14 protein-coding genes and 2 tRNA genes are annotated in these 18,679 nt (G+C 59.4%); 11 read left to right on the top strand and 5 right to left on the bottom strand.

Features of this window, described 5'->3' with window-relative positions; all coding sequences use genetic code 11:
- Positions 1 to 182 precede the first annotated feature (182 nt).
- Together HMPREF2842_RS02680 and HMPREF2842_RS02675 are read left to right on the top strand one after the other, a co-directional pair.
- Entirely contained in the window at positions 183 to 674 is a 492-nt protein-coding gene (locus HMPREF2842_RS02680; RefSeq protein WP_070642576.1) for a ribose-5-phosphate isomerase, read from the top strand.
- A 103-nt stretch (positions 675 to 777) separates the two neighbouring features.
- Positions 778 to 1,662: an Fpg/Nei family DNA glycosylase gene (locus HMPREF2842_RS02675; protein WP_070599857.1), complete on the top strand. Its 885-nt coding sequence runs from the start codon at positions 778 to 780 to the stop codon at positions 1,660 to 1,662.
- 106 nt (positions 1,663 to 1,768) lie between these two features.
- Here the strand turns inward: HMPREF2842_RS02675 and HMPREF2842_RS02670 are convergent, their stop codons facing one another.
- Together HMPREF2842_RS02670 and HMPREF2842_RS02665 are read right to left on the bottom strand one after the other, a co-directional pair.
- The gene (locus HMPREF2842_RS02670) at positions 1,769 to 2,014 is read right to left on the bottom strand and encodes a hypothetical protein (protein ID WP_049327799.1); all 246 of its coding nucleotides are present in this window, start codon (positions 2,012 to 2,014) and stop codon (positions 1,769 to 1,771) included.
- A gap of 373 nt (positions 2,015 to 2,387) precedes the next feature.
- Positions 2,388 to 2,461: transfer RNA gene (locus HMPREF2842_RS02665), tRNA-Gly, on the bottom strand.
- 267 nt (positions 2,462 to 2,728) lie between these two features.
- Between HMPREF2842_RS02665 and HMPREF2842_RS02660 the strand changes: the two genes are divergently transcribed.
- The 6 genes from HMPREF2842_RS02660 to HMPREF2842_RS02635 all read left to right on the top strand — a co-directional run bounded on the left by HMPREF2842_RS02660 (position 2,729) and on the right by HMPREF2842_RS02635 (position 8,533).
- Positions 2,729 to 2,803, top strand: a tRNA-Pro gene (locus HMPREF2842_RS02660).
- Positions 2,804 to 2,910: 107 nt separating this feature from the next.
- Entirely contained in the window at positions 2,911 to 4,212 is a 1,302-nt protein-coding gene (gene tig, locus HMPREF2842_RS02655; RefSeq protein WP_070642571.1) for a trigger factor, read from the top strand.
- A gap of 319 nt (positions 4,213 to 4,531) precedes the next feature.
- Complete coding sequence (locus HMPREF2842_RS02650) at positions 4,532 to 5,185, top strand: ATP-dependent Clp protease proteolytic subunit (protein ID WP_005505718.1); 654 nt, start codon at positions 4,532 to 4,534, stop codon at positions 5,183 to 5,185.
- Positions 5,186 to 5,190: 5 nt separating this feature from the next.
- Positions 5,191 to 5,880: an ATP-dependent Clp protease proteolytic subunit gene (locus HMPREF2842_RS02645; RefSeq protein ID WP_012903382.1), complete on the top strand. Its 690-nt coding sequence runs from the start codon at positions 5,191 to 5,193 to the stop codon at positions 5,878 to 5,880.
- Between the two features lie 500 nt (positions 5,881 to 6,380).
- Positions 6,381 to 7,703, top strand: a complete 1,323-nt coding sequence (gene clpX / locus HMPREF2842_RS02640; RefSeq protein ID WP_049342216.1) for an ATP-dependent Clp protease ATP-binding subunit ClpX — start codon at positions 6,381 to 6,383, stop codon at positions 7,701 to 7,703.
- 188 nt (positions 7,704 to 7,891) lie between these two features.
- Positions 7,892 to 8,533: a DsbA family oxidoreductase gene (locus tag HMPREF2842_RS02635; protein WP_070642565.1), complete on the top strand. Its 642-nt coding sequence runs from the start codon at positions 7,892 to 7,894 to the stop codon at positions 8,531 to 8,533.
- 157 nt (positions 8,534 to 8,690) lie between these two features.
- Here the strand turns inward: HMPREF2842_RS02635 and HMPREF2842_RS02630 are convergent, their stop codons facing one another.
- The 3 genes from HMPREF2842_RS02630 to valS all read right to left on the bottom strand — a co-directional run bounded on the left by HMPREF2842_RS02630 (position 8,691) and on the right by valS (position 14,129).
- A complete protein-coding gene (locus tag HMPREF2842_RS02630) occupies positions 8,691 to 10,274 on the bottom strand; it encodes an LssY C-terminal domain-containing protein (RefSeq protein WP_070642561.1) in 1,584 nt (527 codons plus the stop codon).
- 183 nt (positions 10,275 to 10,457) lie between these two features.
- Positions 10,458 to 10,664: a hypothetical protein gene (locus HMPREF2842_RS02625; protein WP_049345611.1), complete on the bottom strand. Its 207-nt coding sequence runs from the start codon at positions 10,662 to 10,664 to the stop codon at positions 10,458 to 10,460.
- A 732-nt stretch (positions 10,665 to 11,396) separates the two neighbouring features.
- Positions 11,397 to 14,129: a valine--tRNA ligase gene (gene valS / locus HMPREF2842_RS02620; protein WP_070642557.1), complete on the bottom strand. Its 2,733-nt coding sequence runs from the start codon at positions 14,127 to 14,129 to the stop codon at positions 11,397 to 11,399.
- 537 nt (positions 14,130 to 14,666) lie between these two features.
- Between valS and HMPREF2842_RS02610 the strand changes: the two genes are divergently transcribed.
- The 3 genes from HMPREF2842_RS02610 to HMPREF2842_RS02600 all read left to right on the top strand — a co-directional run bounded on the left by HMPREF2842_RS02610 (position 14,667) and on the right by HMPREF2842_RS02600 (position 18,274).
- Positions 14,667 to 14,984 (top strand): penicillin-binding protein, encoded by a 318-nt coding sequence (locus HMPREF2842_RS02610; RefSeq protein WP_070642550.1) that lies wholly within the window; start codon positions 14,667 to 14,669, stop codon positions 14,982 to 14,984.
- 123 nt (positions 14,985 to 15,107) lie between these two features.
- A complete protein-coding gene (locus HMPREF2842_RS02605; RefSeq protein WP_005505741.1) occupies positions 15,108 to 15,908 on the top strand; it encodes an SDR family oxidoreductase in 801 nt (266 codons plus the stop codon).
- A gap of 539 nt (positions 15,909 to 16,447) precedes the next feature.
- Entirely contained in the window at positions 16,448 to 18,274 is a 1,827-nt protein-coding gene (locus tag HMPREF2842_RS02600) for an LPXTG cell wall anchor domain-containing protein (RefSeq protein WP_070642546.1), read from the top strand.
- Positions 18,275 to 18,679 lie beyond the last annotated feature (405 nt).

Raw genomic sequence — 18,679 nt, 5'->3', positions numbered from 1 at the left:
CGCATTACCCGAACCCGCGCGAATTCGATACAGTTAAGACAGAAAAAACCCAAACGGGGAAGCGTATCCCACCTGATGGATGCGCGGCGCACTCTAGCAACGGCGCTCAGAACTGAGAACCGGCGCCTCCCACGAACGCACAAACGCACGTCACACCAAGACAAAATCACCAGGAGAGTACCTTGCGCGTACACATCGCAACCGACCACGCTGGCCTCGAACTGAGCCACTACCTGATCGAGTCCCTCACCGCTGCGGGCTACGAAATGATTGACCACGGCCCCGCCGACTATGACCCGCTGGACGACTACCCCTCGTTCTGCATTAATGCAGCCCTTGGCGTGAAGCGTGACCGCGAGGCTGGCCTGGACTCCCTGGGTATTGTGCTGGGCGGTAGCGGCAACGGCGAGCAGATGGCTGCGAACAAGGTTGAGGGTATCCGCGCGGCTCTGGCGTGGAACCACGACACCGCGGCACTGGCTCGCGAGCACAACAATGCACAGGTCATTGCTGTGGGCGGCCGCCAGCACAGCAAGGAAGAAGCACTGGAAATCATCAAGGTCTTCCTGGCTACCCCCTGGACCAACGAGGAGCGTCACGCACGCCGTATCGGTCAGCTGGCTGAGTACGAGCAGACCGGCGACATTGCCGGCAAGCAGATTGACGCTGCCTAAGCTCTAAAATCTGAAGCGCATAGTGCAGGCTATGCGCCTCAGTCGTCTTTGCACCCCATATAATCCGCACTATTTCTAGCCGACAAGTTTTCGAGGAGAACCCGTGCCCGAAGGCCACTCCATCCACCGTATTGCCCGCCAAATCAGTGACGTCTTCACCGGCGAGCGCGTGCAGGTTTCCTCCCCGCAGGGCCGCTACGCCGAGGGTGCCGCCCTGCTGGATGGGCACACCATCACCGGGGCGTACGCGCACGGTAAGCACCTGTTCGTGACCTTCGAGAACGACCTGACCCTGAACGTGCACCTGGGTATTTACGGTAACTGGAGCTTCGGTGGGGATGAGACGTTCACGGGTGCTTCGAGCATTGGCGCGCCCCGCAAGATCGGCGAAAAAGAATACGCGGCGGGGGAGGGGGAACCCTACGCCGGTCCTCCCGAACGGAAGAGTACGGTGCGTTGCCGTATTGTTTCGGAGCACGGCTGGGCGGACCTGGTGGGCCCGACTATCTGCCGCACCCTCACTCCGGAGGAGGTGCGCACCGTCCGCTCCAAGCTCGGCCCCGACCCGCTCAACCCGGATGCCGACCCCGAACAGTTCTACCGCGCCGCACGTAAGAGCTCCCGCCCGATTGGCGTGATTCTGATGGACCAGGCGGCAATCTCCGGCGTGGGCAATATCTTCCGCGCCGAATCGCTGTACCGCCAGGAAATTGACCCGCTACGCCCCGGCAAGAGCCTCAGCGACGAGGAACTGGAGCGACTCTGGGAGGACAATAAGCACCTGCTGGTCATCGGCGTGCGCGTGGGGCGCATCATCACCACCGAGCCCGAAGACCGCCCCGGCGTGCCCGAAACCGAAGCGTGGCCCGACCACGCGAACTACGTGTACATGCACCACGGCGAGCCCTGCCGCCGCTGCGGAACGACCATCCGCATGGAGGAAATCGCCGGCCGCAAACTCTACTGGTGCCCCGGCTGCCAGGTCTAGTGATATTCGGCTCTAACTCACGGCTGTGGATACGAGAAAAGCGAGGAGTCCTCGATAGTAAATTGGGGCTCCTCGCTTAGCTCTACTGCTCTGATTTTGTGAGGGCTTATGAAGTGAAGATGAATTTCTCGCCCTTAGAGAGGCGCTGAGCCCACTCCTTCAGCTGTGCATTATCAACATTTCCACCCTGTTGCTTCACAAACTTCTGCAGTTCCGGCAGAATCAACTCCACCGGTTTGCCCTTCATAGTTGAGGCGATGCGGTCAAACTCATGCTGATATTTCTGAGTCGTTGCAGCAATCTGTTGCTGTACAAGCTTTTCCAAAGCTTTTTCATTAATCTTCAAGGTCACTGGATTTTCCTATCTAAAATAGAATATCTTCGAATAAGTGTACCATATTTTACGGTATATAATCCGCATTGATGCAAATATTCGTATTTGTCTCCGATTATTCTACTGGAGTGAAGTTTTTTGGGGTGAGGTAAGTGTGGTGGGGGGCCTGTATTGTTGGGTATGACGGGGGCGTGCGGATTCCGAGCGCGCGAGGAAACAAATCCGCATGTGGAAGCGGTTCTCACGATTCGTTCAGGATAGTTCTCGAGGGGGTGACGGGCTGGAGGGCGAAAATCCCGAGCGCGCGAGGGAATGTATTTTCGCCCGGAAGCGATTCCCGGAATCCCCGGAATGCAAAAAGGCCCCGACGCTTGCGTCGGAGCCTTTTTCATGGAGGGGATGACGGGAATCGAACCCGCGTAATCAGTTTGGAAGACTGAGGCTTTACCATTAAGCTACATCCCCGGAATGGAACTTGACCATAGTAGCGAGGTTCCATCTGTGCTGTCAAACTCTTTGGCGTGTTGGCACGGTTTTGTGTGCTGGCTTTGCCTGTTCTTGTGGGCGCTCGCCTCCTCTTTTTGTGCCGGTCTGCCCATCCTTATTAGGGGAGTACGCGCTCAGTGGAAATAAACCGCGCACGAGCTGCTGTGTTGGGCATTTAGCGGGAAAACAGGTAAACTAGGGCACTGACTGTGTTAAACACGCAAGTGTGCAACACGGTCGGTTTCACGGGGCGTGGCGTAGCTTGGCTAACGCGCCTGCTTTGGGAGCAGGAGATCGCAGGTTCGAATCCTGTCGCCCCGACGTGAAACGGTTGCCGCGACGCTACAAGGTCGTGGCGCTCTTTCCACTAAGCAACCGCGGCACACACGATTCGTGCCGCACCGAAACTATATGAGGAGATCACGGACGTGAAGACCGCCGTCGAGAAGCTCAACCCGACCCTCGCAAAGATTGAGGTCGAGGTTCCCTTCGCAGAATTCAAGCCCTACCTGGACCGCACCTACAAGAACCTCTCGGGTCAGATCAGCGTTCCCGGCTTCCGCAAGGGTAAGCTGCCCAAGCAGCTCATCGAGCAGCGTGCGGGCTTCGACTACATCGTCGAGGCATCCCTGAACGACGCTCTGAACGACTACTACGCACAGGCACTGGGCGAGAACGAACTCTCCCCCCTGGCACAGCCCGAGCTGGACGTTCAGTCCCAGCCCTCCACCGAGAACCGTGAGGCAGACGTCAAGCTGACCATCACCGTCACCGTCCGCCCCGAAATCGAGCTGCCCAACTACGAGGGCCTCGAGGTTGAGGTTGACGAGGTAGAGGTCACCGCTGAGGACGAGGTTCAGGCACTGGACGCTCTGCGTGAGCGCTTCGGCACCCTGAAGACCGTTGAGCGCCCCGCAGCTGACAAGGACTTCGTGACCATCGACATCGCCGCAGAAATCGACGGCGAGCAGGTTGACGCAGCAAACGACCTGTCCTACCAGATCGGTTCCGGCACCATGCTCGACGGCATCGACGAGGCTCTGACCGGCCTGTCCGCTGGCGAGGAGGCAACCTTCGAGACCAAGCTCTCCGGCGGCGAGCACGCAGGTGAGCAGGCAGTCATCAAGGTCAAGCTCTCCGCAGTCAAGGAGCGCGAGCTGCCCGAAGCTGACGACGAGTTCGCACAGCTGGCTTCCGAGTTCGACACCATCGACGAGCTGAAGGAAGACATCAAGAAGCAGGTTGCAGAAGCTAAGGTTGCCGAGCAGGGCACCCAGGCACGCGACAAGGTCCTCGCAAAGCTCGTTGAGCTCGTTGAGATCCCCGTCCCCGAGAAGGTTATCGAGGACCAGCTCGAGCAGCACTTCAACAACCCCAACGCTGAAGCAGGCCACGACACCGAGGAGCACCGCGCCGAGGTTCGCGCCAACACCGAGACCGCATTCAAGAACGAGATGGTTCTCGACGCTGTTGCGGACAAGGAAGAAGTGACCGTCGACCAGGCTGAGATGATCAACTACATCATCACCATGAGCTCCCAGTACGGCATGGACCCCAACCAGTTCGCACAGATGCTGGACGGCTCCGGCCAGGCTGGCGCACTGGTCGGCGAGGTTCGCCGCTCCAAGGCTCTGGCAGCAGTGCTGAAGACCGCAGTGGTCAAGGACACCAAGGGCAACGTTGTTGACCTGTCCAAGTACCTGGGTGAGGGCGAAGAGGCAGCTGCCTAAATCCCTGCCACGGTCTGCAAAAAGCCACCCCGCTAGAGGGCGTGCGCTGATTGCTTGAAACGTGTAGCCTCAGCGGGCATCCACCGAATTACCGGTTGGGTGCCCGCTGAGGCTCTTTTCACCCCAAACTATTCCGCCCTCAAGTTATTCCGTACCGAGGTTTTCGCATCTGCTTCACCCCCTGGCGAACGAACAACCCGAAGGGAAGCGGGGGAGAGCAACTATCGGTAAGGTAGTAGCAACGAAACTTTTCGCGTGCGCTCCGGCGCGTAAATCGCGCAAAGATGCAGCGAAGACCCATTAGAGAAGAAGAGGAAGAATGTCCAGCTACATGCCTCTGCCCATCGGCGCCTCCCAGGCAGCCGGCGTGGCGCCCGCGCCGTCTATGGCAACCCCCATCGTTGGTGCCCAGGAAGATTACGTCTACAACAGCCTCCTGAAGGAGCGCATTATCTGGCTCGGCTCCGAGGTGCGCGACTCCAACGCTAACCTCATCTGCTCCCAGATGCTGCTGCTTTCGGCTGAAGACCCCGAGGCAGACATCTACCTGTACATCAACTCTCCCGGCGGCTCCGTCACCGCCGGCATGGCCATCTACGACACCATGCAGCTCATCCCGAACGACGTGGTGACCGTGGTGACCGGTATGGCAGCATCCATGGGTCAGTTCCTGCTCACCGCAGGCACCATCGGCAAGCGCTACGCAACCCCGAACGCCCGCATCCTCATGCACCAGCCCCTCGGCGGTATTGGCGGTACCGCATCGGATATCCGCACCCAGGCTGAGCTGATTCTGGACATGAAGAAGCGCCTGGCAGAGATCACCGCTGAGCGCACCGGCAAGAGCCTGGAAACCATCCTGAAGGATAACGACCGCGACAACTGGTTCAACGCGGAAGAAGGCCTGGAATACGGCTTCTTCGACCACATTGCGACCACCGCCGGTAAGCTGCCCGAATCGAAGAACGCATAAGGGAGATGCACATGAACTACCTGCCGAACGATATCACCACCTCGGCGCCGGCTATGCCGAGCAACCGCTACGTGCTCCCCAGCTTCGAGGAGCGCACCCCCTACGGTTACAAGCGTCAGGACCCGTACGCAAAGCTGTTCGAGGACCGCATCATCTTCCTGGGCACCCAGGTGGACGACGCATCCGCTGACGACATCATGGCTCAGCTGCTGGTTCTGGAGGCACAGGACCCCGAGCGTGACATCACCCTGTACATTAACTCGCCCGGCGGCTCCTTCACCGCAATGACCGCCATCTACGACACCATGCAGTTCATCCGCCCCGAGATTCAGACCGTGTGCCTGGGCCAGGCGGCATCCGCTGCGGCGGTTCTGCTGGCTGCCGGTACCCCCGGCAAGCGTCTGGCGCTGCCGAACGCTCGCGTGCTGATTCACCAGCCCGCACTGAGCGGCCAGCAGGGCGGTCAGGCATCTGACATTGAGATTCACGCGAACGAGGTTATGCGTATGCGTGAGTGGACTGCGCAGACCCTGGCACTGCACTCGGGCAAGACCTACGAGGAAGTTGACCGTTCCATTGAGCGTGACAACATTCTGACTGCGGCTGCTGCCCTGGAGTACGGCCTGGTCGATAAGGTGCTGGAGTCTCGTAAGCTGCGTAAGCCTGCGACCAACACCGCTATTTCCCACACCTAAAGTTTTGAGGAATATCCCCGAGCGTTTTTCGGGGGAGGGGCGGCATCGCTTCGTGTGCGAGCCTTCGGGCTGGTGCGCGGTGCGGTGCCGCCCTTTTTGCGCCCGCCAGGGGTACGGCAAGGCAGGCTGATATGTTGCGTTGACCTGCGCTTTCTTGTCGGGCTTTAGCGTCACAGCCTACCGTCATATGCCGGAGTATCAGCCCCGCCGCCGTCATAAAAGACGCGCTTTGTCATATGCCCGGTAAGTCCGTTCATTTGCGGTGCGTAATTCTGAGTTCCGGGGTGAACTCCGGTAGCCTTAGAGAGGGAGAAAATTCGAGTATTTCATACCGGTTTCTCACTCAAACCACGGCGCCCACCACCCGCCGGTGCCCCTCCTGAGAAATCACCGCAGATATCAGGTCACTGACCCTTCTGCACCGATTTCACCACGCCGATCGAAAGGGAATCTTCGTGGCCACAGACATCATTGTGCCTCCCGAACAGCCCAACGCCAGCATGCGATGCTCCTTCTGCAAGAAGACTCGCGCGCAGGTTTTCAAGATTGTGCTCGGCCCGAATGTTTCCATCTGCGACGAATGCGTGGAGCTGTGCGAAGAGATCCTCACTGAAGAGCGTCTGAAGGTGAAATCCTCCGCGGCGGCGCCTGCATCTCAGCTGGCTACTCCGCGCGAAATTTACAGCTACCTCAACGACTACATCATCGGTCAGGACGCGGCGAAGCGGACCCTGGCGGTGGCGGTGTACAACCACTACAAGCGCATCCACGATATTGATAACCCGGTGCTGACCTCCCGCATTCTTTCGGCGACCGCGGGGGAGCAGGTGGAGCTGGGCAAGTCGAATATTCTGATGCTCGGACCGACCGGCTGCGGTAAAACCTACCTGGCGGCAACCCTGGCGAAGAAGCTGGATGTGCCCTTCGCCCTGGTCGACGCAACCACCCTCACCGAGGCGGGCTACGTGGGTGATGACGTGGAGAACATTCTGCTGCGCCTCATCAACGCCGCTGACGGTGATATTGCTAAGGCTCAGCGCGGCATCATCTACATTGACGAGATCGACAAGATTGCCCGCAAGGGCGGCGAGAACCTCTCCATCACCCGTGACGTGTCCGGTGAGGGCGTGCAGCAGGCGCTGCTGAAGATTATTGAGGGCACCGTGGCGACCGTACCGCCGGAGGGCGGACGCAAGCACCCGGCACACGCGAATATTGAGATTGATACCTCGAACATTCTCTTCATCGTGGCTGGCGCCTTCGACAATATTGACGACCGCATCGCAGCCCGAGTGGGTGCCGGCGGCATCGGTTTCGGCGCTGAACTGGGCGGTTCCGTGAAGAACCCACTGGACCAGATCATGCCCGAGGACCTGGCGCACTACGGCATTATCCCCGAGCTGATTGGCCGCCTGCCGGTCATCTCGACTCTGAGTGAGCTCAACGAAGAAGAGCTGGCTCGCGTGCTGACGGAACCGAAGAACGCGCTGCTCAAGCAGTACCGTCACCTCTTCGCCCTGGACGGCGTGGACCTGGTCCTCGACGACGCTGCGGTCGCGGCTATTGCCCGCCTCGCCGCCGAACGCGGCACCGGTGCCCGCGGCCTGCGCGCCATGATGGAGCAGATTCTGCAGCCGATTATGTTCGACATCCCGGACCGCACCGATGTGGTGTCCATCGTCATCGGTGAGGACACCGTGCTCAACGGCACGGAACCCCGCTACGTGCTGCAGGCGCCCGACCCCGAAACCGAGACCACCCGCACCGTAAAGGGGGAGGCGAAGGCCGCCTCCCTGAAGGAAGCGGACCGTCAGGCGGCATAACCGAATACTTCCAGCCGACAGGCTAGGGAATAAAGAAGCCGTCGCCCCTGTTATACGGGGTGACGGCTCACTAGCAGGTACTGCTCTCGCTGGCATGTCCTGAAGAACGTGTGCTGAAGAGCGTGTACCGAAGAATAAGCGCCGGCTCATAGAAGCGGCTGGCGCAACCGTATGAGAGAGGAACACTCATGGCTGAGAACGCACCCGCACAGATTGATTTCTGGTTCGACCCGATCTGCCCCTGGTGCTGGATTACCTCCCGCTGGATTGGCGAGGTGCAGAAGGTCCGCAACGTTGAGGTGACCTGGCGCCCCTTCTCGCTGTCCATGCACAACCAGGGCCGCGACCTGCCCGCCGACTACCAGGCAATGATGGACCAGTCCTGGGCGCCGACCCGCCTCATCACCGCTGTGCGCGAGCTGCACGGTAACGAGGTCATCAAGCCCCTCTACGACGCTCTGGGCGAGCAGATTCACCACAACAAGAACAAGGCTGATTCCTACCGCGACGCAATCGTCAAGGCGCTGGAGGAGGTTAACCTGCCCGCAGAGCTGGTGGATGTCGCCTTCACCGACCAGTACGATGAGCAGATGCGCGCCTCCCTGGATCTGGCGCTGGAGACTGTGGGCGGCACCGATGTGGGTGTTCCGCTGATTTCCATTAACGGTACCGCTTTCTTCGGCCCGGTCATCTCCCCGAGCCCTGCCGGTGAAGAGGCTGGTAAGCTCTTCGACGGCGCGCTGGCGCTGGCTTCCTACCCTGGTTTCTTTGAGCTCAAGCGCCCCCGTAACGTGGGCCCGATTTTCCACGGCGAAAACGGCGAAGCCTAAGAACCCTGCAATGTGCTGAGATTCCTGCAATGCGCGCAGGCTCGGTAGAGTCTGCGGTTTCAGAGCAAAAAAGTACCGCCCGGTCATGTTATTGACCGGGCGGTACTTTTCTATTCACTATGTTGCGCTGAAACGTGCAATCCCTGAAGCCTGCATTCTATGCGCGGTGAGCGCCGCTTGCAGAGGTAGCCTTGCGTGCCTTCTGCGCATTGTGCGTCTTCTGCGCCTTCAGTGCTTTCTGAGCCTTGCGCTGAGCTCTGTGCTCGAGAACCTTCGGGTGCGTTGCCCGCTGCACAATCTTCGTATCACGCATATGGAAGGTGCGGGTTGCCGTGTACTGAACCGCTGCGTCCGAGGTGAACGCCAACATTGCGAACACCGCAACGCCCAGCTGGAAGAAAATCGTGGACAGCGGCAGGGAGTGGCGCCCCCACAGCACGCCGCCGGTAATCGCCGCGAAGTTCAGCGCAGTCAACAGCAGAGCCAGTCGGCGCGCCTTCGACGAGCCGCGCAGCGTGCTCCACAGCAGGAACAGGTGCACCGCCGAATAAATCGCCACGAAACCAACCAGCACCGTACCGGTAATGGTCAGCAGCACGTCACTATCCACCTGATCGAAGAGGTCCAGCAACTCAATGTCGTTGCCGGAGCCTTCCTCCAGCAGCTTGGCACGCAGAGCTGGGCGGCTGAGCGCCAGAATGACGCTGTTGATAATGTCTGCGAGGGTCACGGCGATGAGCATACCCGAACCGACCAGCAGGCTCAGCGGCATGCGGTACGCCAGGTCGTGCGCGCTGGAGAGGTGAATTTCTTCCTGCTCCTGCGGCTCCAGACCCTCATTGTTCAGCACGATGACCGGGAGCGCGCCGTCCGTGCGGATCGCGTCGCCGCCGCCGTTACGGGCGTGGTAGCCGGAGGAAAAATCGTGCAGAATCTCAACGTGAGTTTCCGGGTGAGCGTACTGAATGGACTCCACAATGTAGTCGCGTTCAAAGTCGGTTTCAGAGTCAATGCGGTGCGTGACCTGCAGGGTGAAGAAGCTGAAACCCACACCGGAGTCGTACGTGCCCGCCGCCAACCAATCCACCTGGTGACCGCCCGGCAGAAGCCAGCCGTCCGGGGTTTTCCAGAAGCGCACGTGGTGGCGTTTCTCGGGGTTGCCGTCCACTTCCTTCTGGTAGGCGAAAGCCTGCGTCTTACCAAAAATTTTCAGCGGGGAGACCGGCGCCTCCGCGTAGGAGCGGCGGGTGATGGTGGAGAGAATAATCTTCCAGGAAGAGACGAGGGTGACGTTGTCAGCGCGGGTCCAGCCTGCGTCCTGCATGACCTGGTGAATCTGCTCCTCGGTGCCAATCAGACCGATATTGACCGGGTCACCGAGCAGACCGTCCGGGGTGCGGGTGCGCCCAATAAAGTAGTCGGGCACATAGATGCGGGTCATGATGGCGTGAAAACGCGGTAGCGTCAGATACGCGGTGACCGCCCAGAAAATGAAGGCAATGGGGAAACCCCAGAAAGAATGGCCGACCGTATTCGCCAGAATCATGAAGGTCAGCACGAGGGCCGCGATGCCGGCGAAGATGAAGAAGAGAGTGTCCCAGAAATCAACCCACAAGCTGCGCGGGACGAGGTCTTGCGCCGTACCGCGCGCGTCAATATCACCACGGTAGACCGGTGGCGAGGTAACTGGGGGAGCAACATCGCTACGGATAGGCCGCAGGACGCGTTTTTGGTGGGACATTCCCGCCCTTTCTGCAACATAGTTAGGGTCTTTGAATATCCATAACTATAGCAAGGGGCAGGTTATGTGAAGTACGCATTCCGGGCAGGGCTTAATCGCTTGGCTCGATAGCCCCGCCGCAGAAAAACGCGGTACCAACGCGAAAGTGCTGGCGTTGCCGCGCGAAAGAAATAAAGGGTGACCCTACTCGGGGAGGGGCTTAGCTTCCACAGCGGCACGTGCGGCGGCAATGGAGCTTTCGTGGTGCAGCATATCGCGGCTTTCACGCATGAAGCGCACCCACTTGCGGGTCAGGTCCTCAAGCTGCTGAGCGGTCAACGAACCGGAGGCGATGCTCGCCTCATCGGTGGCGGCGCTGGTGGAAATATGGTGAAGCCAGAGTTCATACACTTCGTTGGTGTAGCTGGCACGCAGCGCCTGGGCATGTTCACGTGCCTGGCTGATGTACTCGTTCAGGCTCGTGTGATAGTGCTGAAGCTGATTGGGGGAAATGTTGGTTTGCGCTCCTGGCGGCGTGCTCGGGGTTGAGCTCTGCCTCGCCTGAGGCTCTTGCGGTAATCCGGAAGATGAAGAGTGTGAATTCATAGTAATTATGGGTGCGCCTACTTTGGCGCGGGTCAGAGTCAGGACGCATCGCTGCGTCTGACGGGTGGTTTACTGTCGTGCGGTTGGTCGGGGTATGTCGTTACTCGTACCGGTGATTTGTCTGTTGCTGAAGTTGAATAGAGGGTTGTTCCTGATGGTAAAACCCTCGCATCAACAATCATACATAAAGTGACAGTCAATCTCATAAGGTTGATTATGCTCTTTGCACATTGATGAATATAAAAAAAGGGGTTGGAAATCCCACAGAATCCCCACAGATTAGCAGGTTAAACCCATATCGTTGGGGGAACCGCTAGTGAAGATTCTCAGAGGGCTGGAGCAGGCATCCACGGGCGCAGCTTGGACAAATCCTATAGTCAGAGCCGTAGAGGTCAGCCGCTGGGGCCTCACACCCGGCGAGCTACAACGAACAGTAGGCACAGAAAACGGGGCGGTACCGTCAACCGGTACCGCCCCGTCCTCAACGCTCAAGTAGCGTCATAAATTTAAGCGAACAACGCTCAAAATTAGGCGAAATTACTCAGCTGCTTCTTCCACAACGAGCACAACATCGCGAACCTCCAGCTCGCCCTCAGCCGCCACCAGGGACAGCTCACGAGCGTTACCGGCAGCCTTCAGATCAGCCATGCCAGCAGCAATGCGATCCAGCTGAGCCTGGGGAGCCGCAATAGTTGCGGACTCAACCTCGGTGCGCTGCTTAACCTTCGCGTCGCTCTTAGCCTTACGCAGGCCACCCAGAGCCTCAGCAACATCCGGCAGGATCTGCTTCAGCGACTCAATCTGAGCCGGGTCAGCGTCCGCCAGGACCCACTGAGCAGAAATGCCAGCAGTCGGGTTCTGTGCAGAGTACTCAGCCAGCAGTGTACCCTCCAGAATGGGCAGTGCCTGCGGCCACTCGGCGCGGTGCACGCTACCTGCACGCCACCAGGACCAAATCTCTTCGGTCACGAACGGCAGGAAGGGCGCGAACAGGCGCAGCAGAGCATCCAGGGTGGTTGCCAGCGCAGCCAGAACAGAAGCCTGCTCCTGCTCGCCGCGAGCACCGTACGCACGGTCCTTAATCAGCTCAACGAAGTCGTCGGTGAAGGACCAGAAGAAGCTCTCGCAAATCTGCAGGGCACGAGCGTACTCGTACTTCTCGAACGCTGCGGTTGCTTCCTCAATCAGGTACGCCAGGCGAGCCAGCAGGGAACGGTCCAGAGCGTTGATCAGCACGCGACCCTGAGCCTGAGAAGTAATCACGGACTTCTCGGTAGCGCCCAGGTTCAGCACGAACTTGGATGCGTTCAGCAGCTTGATGGCAAGGCGGCGGCCAATCTTCATCTGGCCTTCGTCGTAGGCGGTGTCAGCACCCAGGCGAGCCGAAGCAGCCCAGTAGCGCACAGCGTCCGAACCGTACTTCTCCAGCACCTCATTGGGGACCACAACGTTGCCCTTAGACTTGGACATCTTCTTGCGGTCCGGGTCGAGAATCCAGCCGGAGAGCGCGGTGTTGTACCACGGCACGGAGGAAGCCAGAGTCTCCGCGCGAACAGCGGTGGAGAACAGCCAGGTGCGGATAATGTCGTGGCCCTGCGGGCGCAGATCCATGGGGAAGGTCTTCGCGTGCAGGTCCGGGTCCACGCCCCAGCCGGTCGCAATCTGCGGGGTCAGGGAGGAGGTAGCCCAGGTGTCCAGAACGTCCGGGTCGGCGATGAAGCCGCCCGCTACGCCGCGCTGATCCTCGGTGTAACCGGGAGCAGCCTGAGATGCGGGGTCAACCGGCAGCATCTCTTCGGTCGGCAGAATCGGGTTCTCGTAGTCCGGCTCGCCCTCAGCGTCCAGCGGGTACCAGACGGGGAAGGGAACGCCGAAGAAACGCTGGCGAGAAATCAGCCAGTCGCCGTTCAGACCCTCAACCCAGTTCTCGTAGCGGCTACGCATGAAGGAGGGGTACCAGTTCATCTCACGGCCGCGCTCGATGAGCTTCTCGCGGCGTGCAGCGTCACGGCCACCGTTGCGGATGTACCACTGGCGGGAAGCAACGATTTCGAGGGGCTTGTCGCCCTTCTCGTAGAACTTCACGGGGTGGGTAATCGGCTTGGGGTCGCCGTCCATTTCGCCAGCCTCAACCAGCATTTCCACGACGGTCTTCTGCGCGGTGAAGACGGTGGCGCCCGCCATGCGCTCGTAGCGCTCGCGACCCTCGGCGGAGGTGATCCACTCGGGGGTTTCGCGGGAGAAGCGGCCGTCGCGACCGATGAGGGCGCGGGTGTCCAGCTGCAGTTCACGCCACCAGGTGACGTCGGTGGTGTCACCGAAGGTACAGATCATGGCGATACCGGCACCCTTGTCGGGCTGTGCCAGCGGGTGCGCCTTGATCTCGACCTCAACGCCGAACAGCGGGGAGGTGACGGTGGTGCCGAACAGCGGCTTGTAACGCTCGTCGTCCGGGTGTGCCACGAGAGCCACACAGGAGGGCAGCAGCTCGGGGCGGGTGGTCTCAATCCAGACCTTCTCGCCGTTGGGGCGGTGGAAGCTGATGCGGTGGTACGCACCGGGGCGTTCCTTATCTTCCAGCTCAGCCTGTGCCACTGCGGTGCGGAAGGTGACGTCCCACATGGTCGGTGCTTCAGCCATGTAGGCGTTGCCTGCTTCTAGGTCCTTCAGGAAGGCGAGCTGGGAGACCTTGCGGGAGTGCGCGTCGATGGTGCGGTAGGTGCGCGACCAGTCAACGGACAGACCCAGGGTGGTGAAGAGGTTTTCGAAGACCTTCTCGTCTTCAACCGCGAGCTCTTCACAGAGTTCAATGAAGTTGTTGCGGGAGATACGCGGCCACTTTGCCTGGCTGCGGTCGGGCTTGGGGGTGCCGTCTGCCTTCCAGGTGATCAGGTCACGGAAGGAGTCGTTGTCTGCCACGGAGGGGTCGCAGAGAACGCCGTAGTAGTTCTGAACGCGGCGTTCGGTGGGCAGGCCGTTGTCATCCCAGCCGAGGGGGTAGAACACGTTCTTGCCGGTCATGCGCTGGTAGCGTGCAATGACGTCGGTCTGGGTGTAGGAGAACATGTGACCCACGTGCAGGGAGCCGGATGCGGTCGGCGGCGGGGTGTCAATGGAGTAGACCTGTTCGCGAGTGGTGTTCTCGTCGAATGCGTAGGTCTTCTCGTCGGCCCAGCGCTGCGAGAGCTTCTCTTCGAGGCCTTCGAGGGCGGGGCGGTCGGGAACGTTAATCTGTACGGGCGAGTCTGAGCCCAAAATGTTTTCAGCCATAACGGCTATTTTCTCATATTCACGGCATTCTCTCAGCTCCAGGGGAATTCTGCGCTGTGCTTGCCTGTTCGTACTGCTCGATTGCGGCTTCTAGACGTGCCAGGAGGTGCCGGTACCGGCGCACAAATTGTGCCCTGCGTACTGCGGCGCGTACCCCGCCGGAGGCGGTGAGTTCCCGCCAGGAAGCGGGGTCGAGGTAGCTCTGCCCGAGCAGCAGATGCACCTCAGAACTGTAGGGGGTTCCGGTGGCGGCACGGATAGTGCGCGCCCTCTGTTGGAGGGTGCGGCGCCGCTCTTTAAGGTCGGTGATGTGCTGGTGCGGTATTGCTGTCATGTGGAGGCTCCCTATATGAGGAGTAATTGGCGATTCAGCGACAAACTCGGTGGAAACGGTAATGGGGGAGAGACCCCCTAATATGCTGCCCCTGATTACCTGCAGTGTATGCGCGAAAATCTGCAGTATCAATGCCCACGAATCCTTCTCAGCAGAGCGGGCGCGGCGTAGACTGAAGATACACGACCTTTGAGGAGTTGCCAATGAGTTCTCTGAGTATTTTTGGTTTGGGTACGTCTGAAACCGTTCTGCTGATACTGCACCTGGTGCTGGTTGCGTTGTGCCTCTGGCATTTGACGGTGCGTAGCGGCTATGGTGAGGCGCGTATGCGTTTCGTGCTACCCCTGATTGTGTTCATGCCCGGCGCTGCGGTTCTGTATCTGCTGTCTGCGCGTGAGGGCACGGTCCCTCCGGACACAATCAAGACTGGTAGTAGCTCGCCCGTGTACTTTGAGCACCGCCTCGGATTCCGTGACGGCGGTAGGAGTCGTTGGGGTCTGCCTCGCCGCCGCAAGAAGTAGCCTGACAGAGCGCCGGGCGGTTGTGGTACCAGCATCTATCTCACTATCGAAAATTTCAAAATATATGCCCGCGAGCCTGCTCGAACAGAGCACTCGCGGGCATCCTTCTCATAGGATTAAAGTATGACTGAGAACACCCACATTCCTGCATCTCCTTTCCTGCCCCATACCGGCGACGGCAAAGTTGCCGTGGTGACCGGCGCCTCCAGCGGTATTGGCCGAGCCACCGTGCAGCAGCTAGTAGCAAGCGGCTGGACCGTCTATGCTCTGGCTCGTCGCACCGACCGCCTCTACACTCTCTACGCGGAAACCGGCGCTCACCCGGTGACCTGCGACGTGACCGACGAGCATTCCGTCCGCTTTGTTGCCGAGCAGATCCTGGAGGAGCAGGGCACCATTGACGCCCTGGTCAATATTGCCGGTGGTGCTATTGGCGTGGATAAGGTTGCCGACGGCAAGCCTACCGATTATTTGAAGATGTACCAGATGAATGTTCTCGGTATTCTGCACATGGTGCGTGCCTTCGCGGAGGCGTTGCGCCTGAACGGTCACGGCACGATCCTGAACCTGACCTCCACTGCAGCCGAGCACGGTTACGAGGGCGGTGCCGGATACAATGCGGCGAAGTTCGGCGCTCGCGGCCTGACGGAGGCGCTCCGCCTGGAAGAAGCGGAACATAACGTTCGCGTGATTGAGATATGCCCGGGCATGGTGCACACCGAGGAGTTCTCCCTAAATCGTCTGGGTTCCAAGGAAGCCGCCGAGCGCGTCTACGCGGGTGTTGAGAAGCCGCTGACCGCAGAGGACGTGGCGCAGACCGTGACCTTTGCGCTGAACGTTCCGCACCACGTGAACCTTGACCGCATCACGATTCGCCCGGTGGCACAGCCGAGCCAGTTTAAGGTGATTCGTAAGGAGAGCTGAGCTTGCGGTGTGCCGTGACGATTGAGCCTTAGTGAGGCCTTGACTTTGGTAGCCCCGCCCGCATCCCTATCTGGATGCGGGCGGGGTGTTTCTCTGTGTTCTCGGCGTGTAGAGAAGGCATACATGAAGGTGCCCGTGGGGTGTTGAGAAGCGGGGGAGAGGCATGAAGGAGAACTTGAGGGAACTATAAAGTGGTACGTGAGACTTCAAGGTTCATTAGGGTGAAAATGGTGAGTCGAAATCACCTATGGAACACCCTATATTTTCTTCAAATGCAATCAAAAGATAGGGTTATATGCCTTCGTGTGTCAGTAGATGGGCGTAAAATTCCCGGATTGGTCTGCATTAAGCCTCAACTTAAGGGGTGGTTTTATAACGATTTCGTTACAGTTGGGCAAAGATGGCGGTAAGCATGCTAAACGTCCAGGGGCAAATGCTAGCCTTTTAGCAGTCACACCCATGTAGTGGGCCTACTGCACCTTCAAAGACGGGGGCGAACCACGGTAGGCTCAACACCGATAATCAGAGATCGAGGAAAAATGTCGAAGACTACCCGTCGCGTTTACAAGATCGCAGCAGCGGCAGCCTTTACTGCCGGTTCCGTGGCAGCAATCCCGGCAACTTTTGCGGCAGAAGCACCCGCTGACCAGCAGCAGGTTGTCGACCAGAAGGCAACTGCTCAGACTTCTTCCCTGCCTGGCGGCAACGCAACTGAGGCTCCTAAGGCAGAGACCCCCAAGGCTGAGGCAACTCAGGCTCCTAAGGCGGAAGCTCCTAAGGCTGAGGCTACCGAGGCTCCCAAGGCAGAGGCTCCTACCCCCACTGCTCCGGCAACCGAAGCTCCCAAGGCTGAGGCTCCGAAGACCGAAGCACCCAAGGCTGAGACCCCTGCCCCCACCGCTCCTGCAACCGAGGCACCTAAGGCTGAAGCACCCAAGACCGAAGCTCCTAAGGCTGACGCTACCGAGGCTCCCAAGGCTGAAACCCCCAAGGCAGAGACTCCTGCCCCCACTGCTCCTGCAACCCCTGAGCCGACCACCCCCTCCACCCCGGCTCCCGAGGCAAAGCAGGCTGATCCCTCCGTCATTATTGAGAATGCTCACTTCCCCGGTGACGCGCAGTTCAACACCGTGAACGTTGTTGGCACCGGCTTCTACGGTGAGAAGGTTGGCCCCGGCGTTCAGGTCAGCATCTACGCACTGGATGCAAACAAGCAGGTCACCGGCGATGCTATCGCTACCGTCTCTGTGTCTGCAGATCAGATTCAGGACGGCTCCTTCAAGACCGCCTTCACTGTTGAGGCAAGCAAGCTGCCCGCAGGCGCATCCTACGCTCTGGTTGCTGTCAGCAACCCGCAGGGTCAGCCCGATCAGAAGCTCGTGGCTCTCTCCTCCTTCAAGGTCACCGATTCCGCTTCTCCCGAAGCTCCGAAGACCGACGAGACCCCCGCCCCTGAAGCTCCCAAGCCTGAGACCCCCAAGGCTGACGAGACTCCCGCTCCCGTAACCCCGGCACCCGAGACCCCGAAGGCTGACGAGACCCCGGCACCCGAGGCTCCCAAGACTGAGACTCCCAAGGAAGAAACTCCTGCTCCGGAAGCCCCCAAGGCTGAGACCCCCAAGGCTGACGAGACCCCCGCTCCTGAGGCGCCCGCGGCACCCGAGAACGCAACCCTCACCACCGAGGATGCTTCCCTGAACCCGAACGACCAGTACAACGTTCTGACCTTCAACGGCTCCGGTTTCACCCACGAGTCCGTCGCTAACGGTGTGCAGATCGCTATCTTCCGCCTGGATGCAAACGGCAACATCACCGGTGATGCTCTGGCAACCCACGATGTGCCCGCTTCTGAAATCGTGAACGGCACCTTCCGCGTCAAGGTCAGCGTTCTTGCTGAACTGCTGCAGCCCGGTTACGCCTACGCAATGGTGGCAACCAGCGACCCCAACGGCCCGGTACACCAGGTGGCAGTCACCACCGCTACCGTGAGCGATGCGAACAACCCCGCACCGACCCTGCCGGCAGCTACCGAGGGTGACAACACCACTGTTCGCGATAACGGCGACGGCACCACCAGCGTCTTCACCGCTGAAATGCGCGAAGATGGTTCGGTTGTCGTAACCGAGACCCGCATGCCCACTTCTCAGGCACCCAAGGCTAAGGTTGGTAACGCATCCGCTGCTACCTCCTCTAACTCCAAGGGCCACACTGTAGGTGTCTCCGGCACCAAGGGTTCTTCTTCGGCTTCCTCGAAGCCGCAGCTGGCTAACACCGGTGCTGAAGGTGTTGCAGGTATCGCAGGCGTTGGCGCCGCAGCTCTGATTGCTGGTGCTGCACTGATGCTCCTGCGCCGCCGCAGTCTCTAATAGCTCAGCCTCTATAGGCTAGGCTCTGAATATCTGATACTCGCCGCAAGGTGAGTGATTCAAGTGCCGCCAATACTCTGAAAGGGTATTGGCGGCACTTTTGCATGCCAGCAGTTTTTGTTGAGCTGTTCTTTGGATCTGGGGGTAGTTGTGTGTGGCAAGGTGTGTGCGGCAAGCGGGGTGAGAGGGGTGGCTCTTCCGTATTGGGGGTGCAGGCTGGCGTAACGGAATGATTTTGTCGACTTATTTTGTGCGTGGTTATTGGTACGCACGCTTTTAATCAATGTGCGGGAAAAGGCGCTGTGACCTGCATTTTTTCACTTAAAAGAAATAAATTAAATGCATGAATGTGCAGAATATTTTTATCTCAAATCCATTAAAACTGCATATGCATGCAATAAAACC

The organism is Rothia sp. HMSC069C10, from assembly GCF_001812205.1.
Taxonomy (GTDB): Bacteria; Actinomycetota; Actinomycetes; order Actinomycetales; family Micrococcaceae; genus Rothia; species Rothia mucilaginosa.
This window is presented reverse-complemented; position numbering and strand designations above follow the sequence as displayed.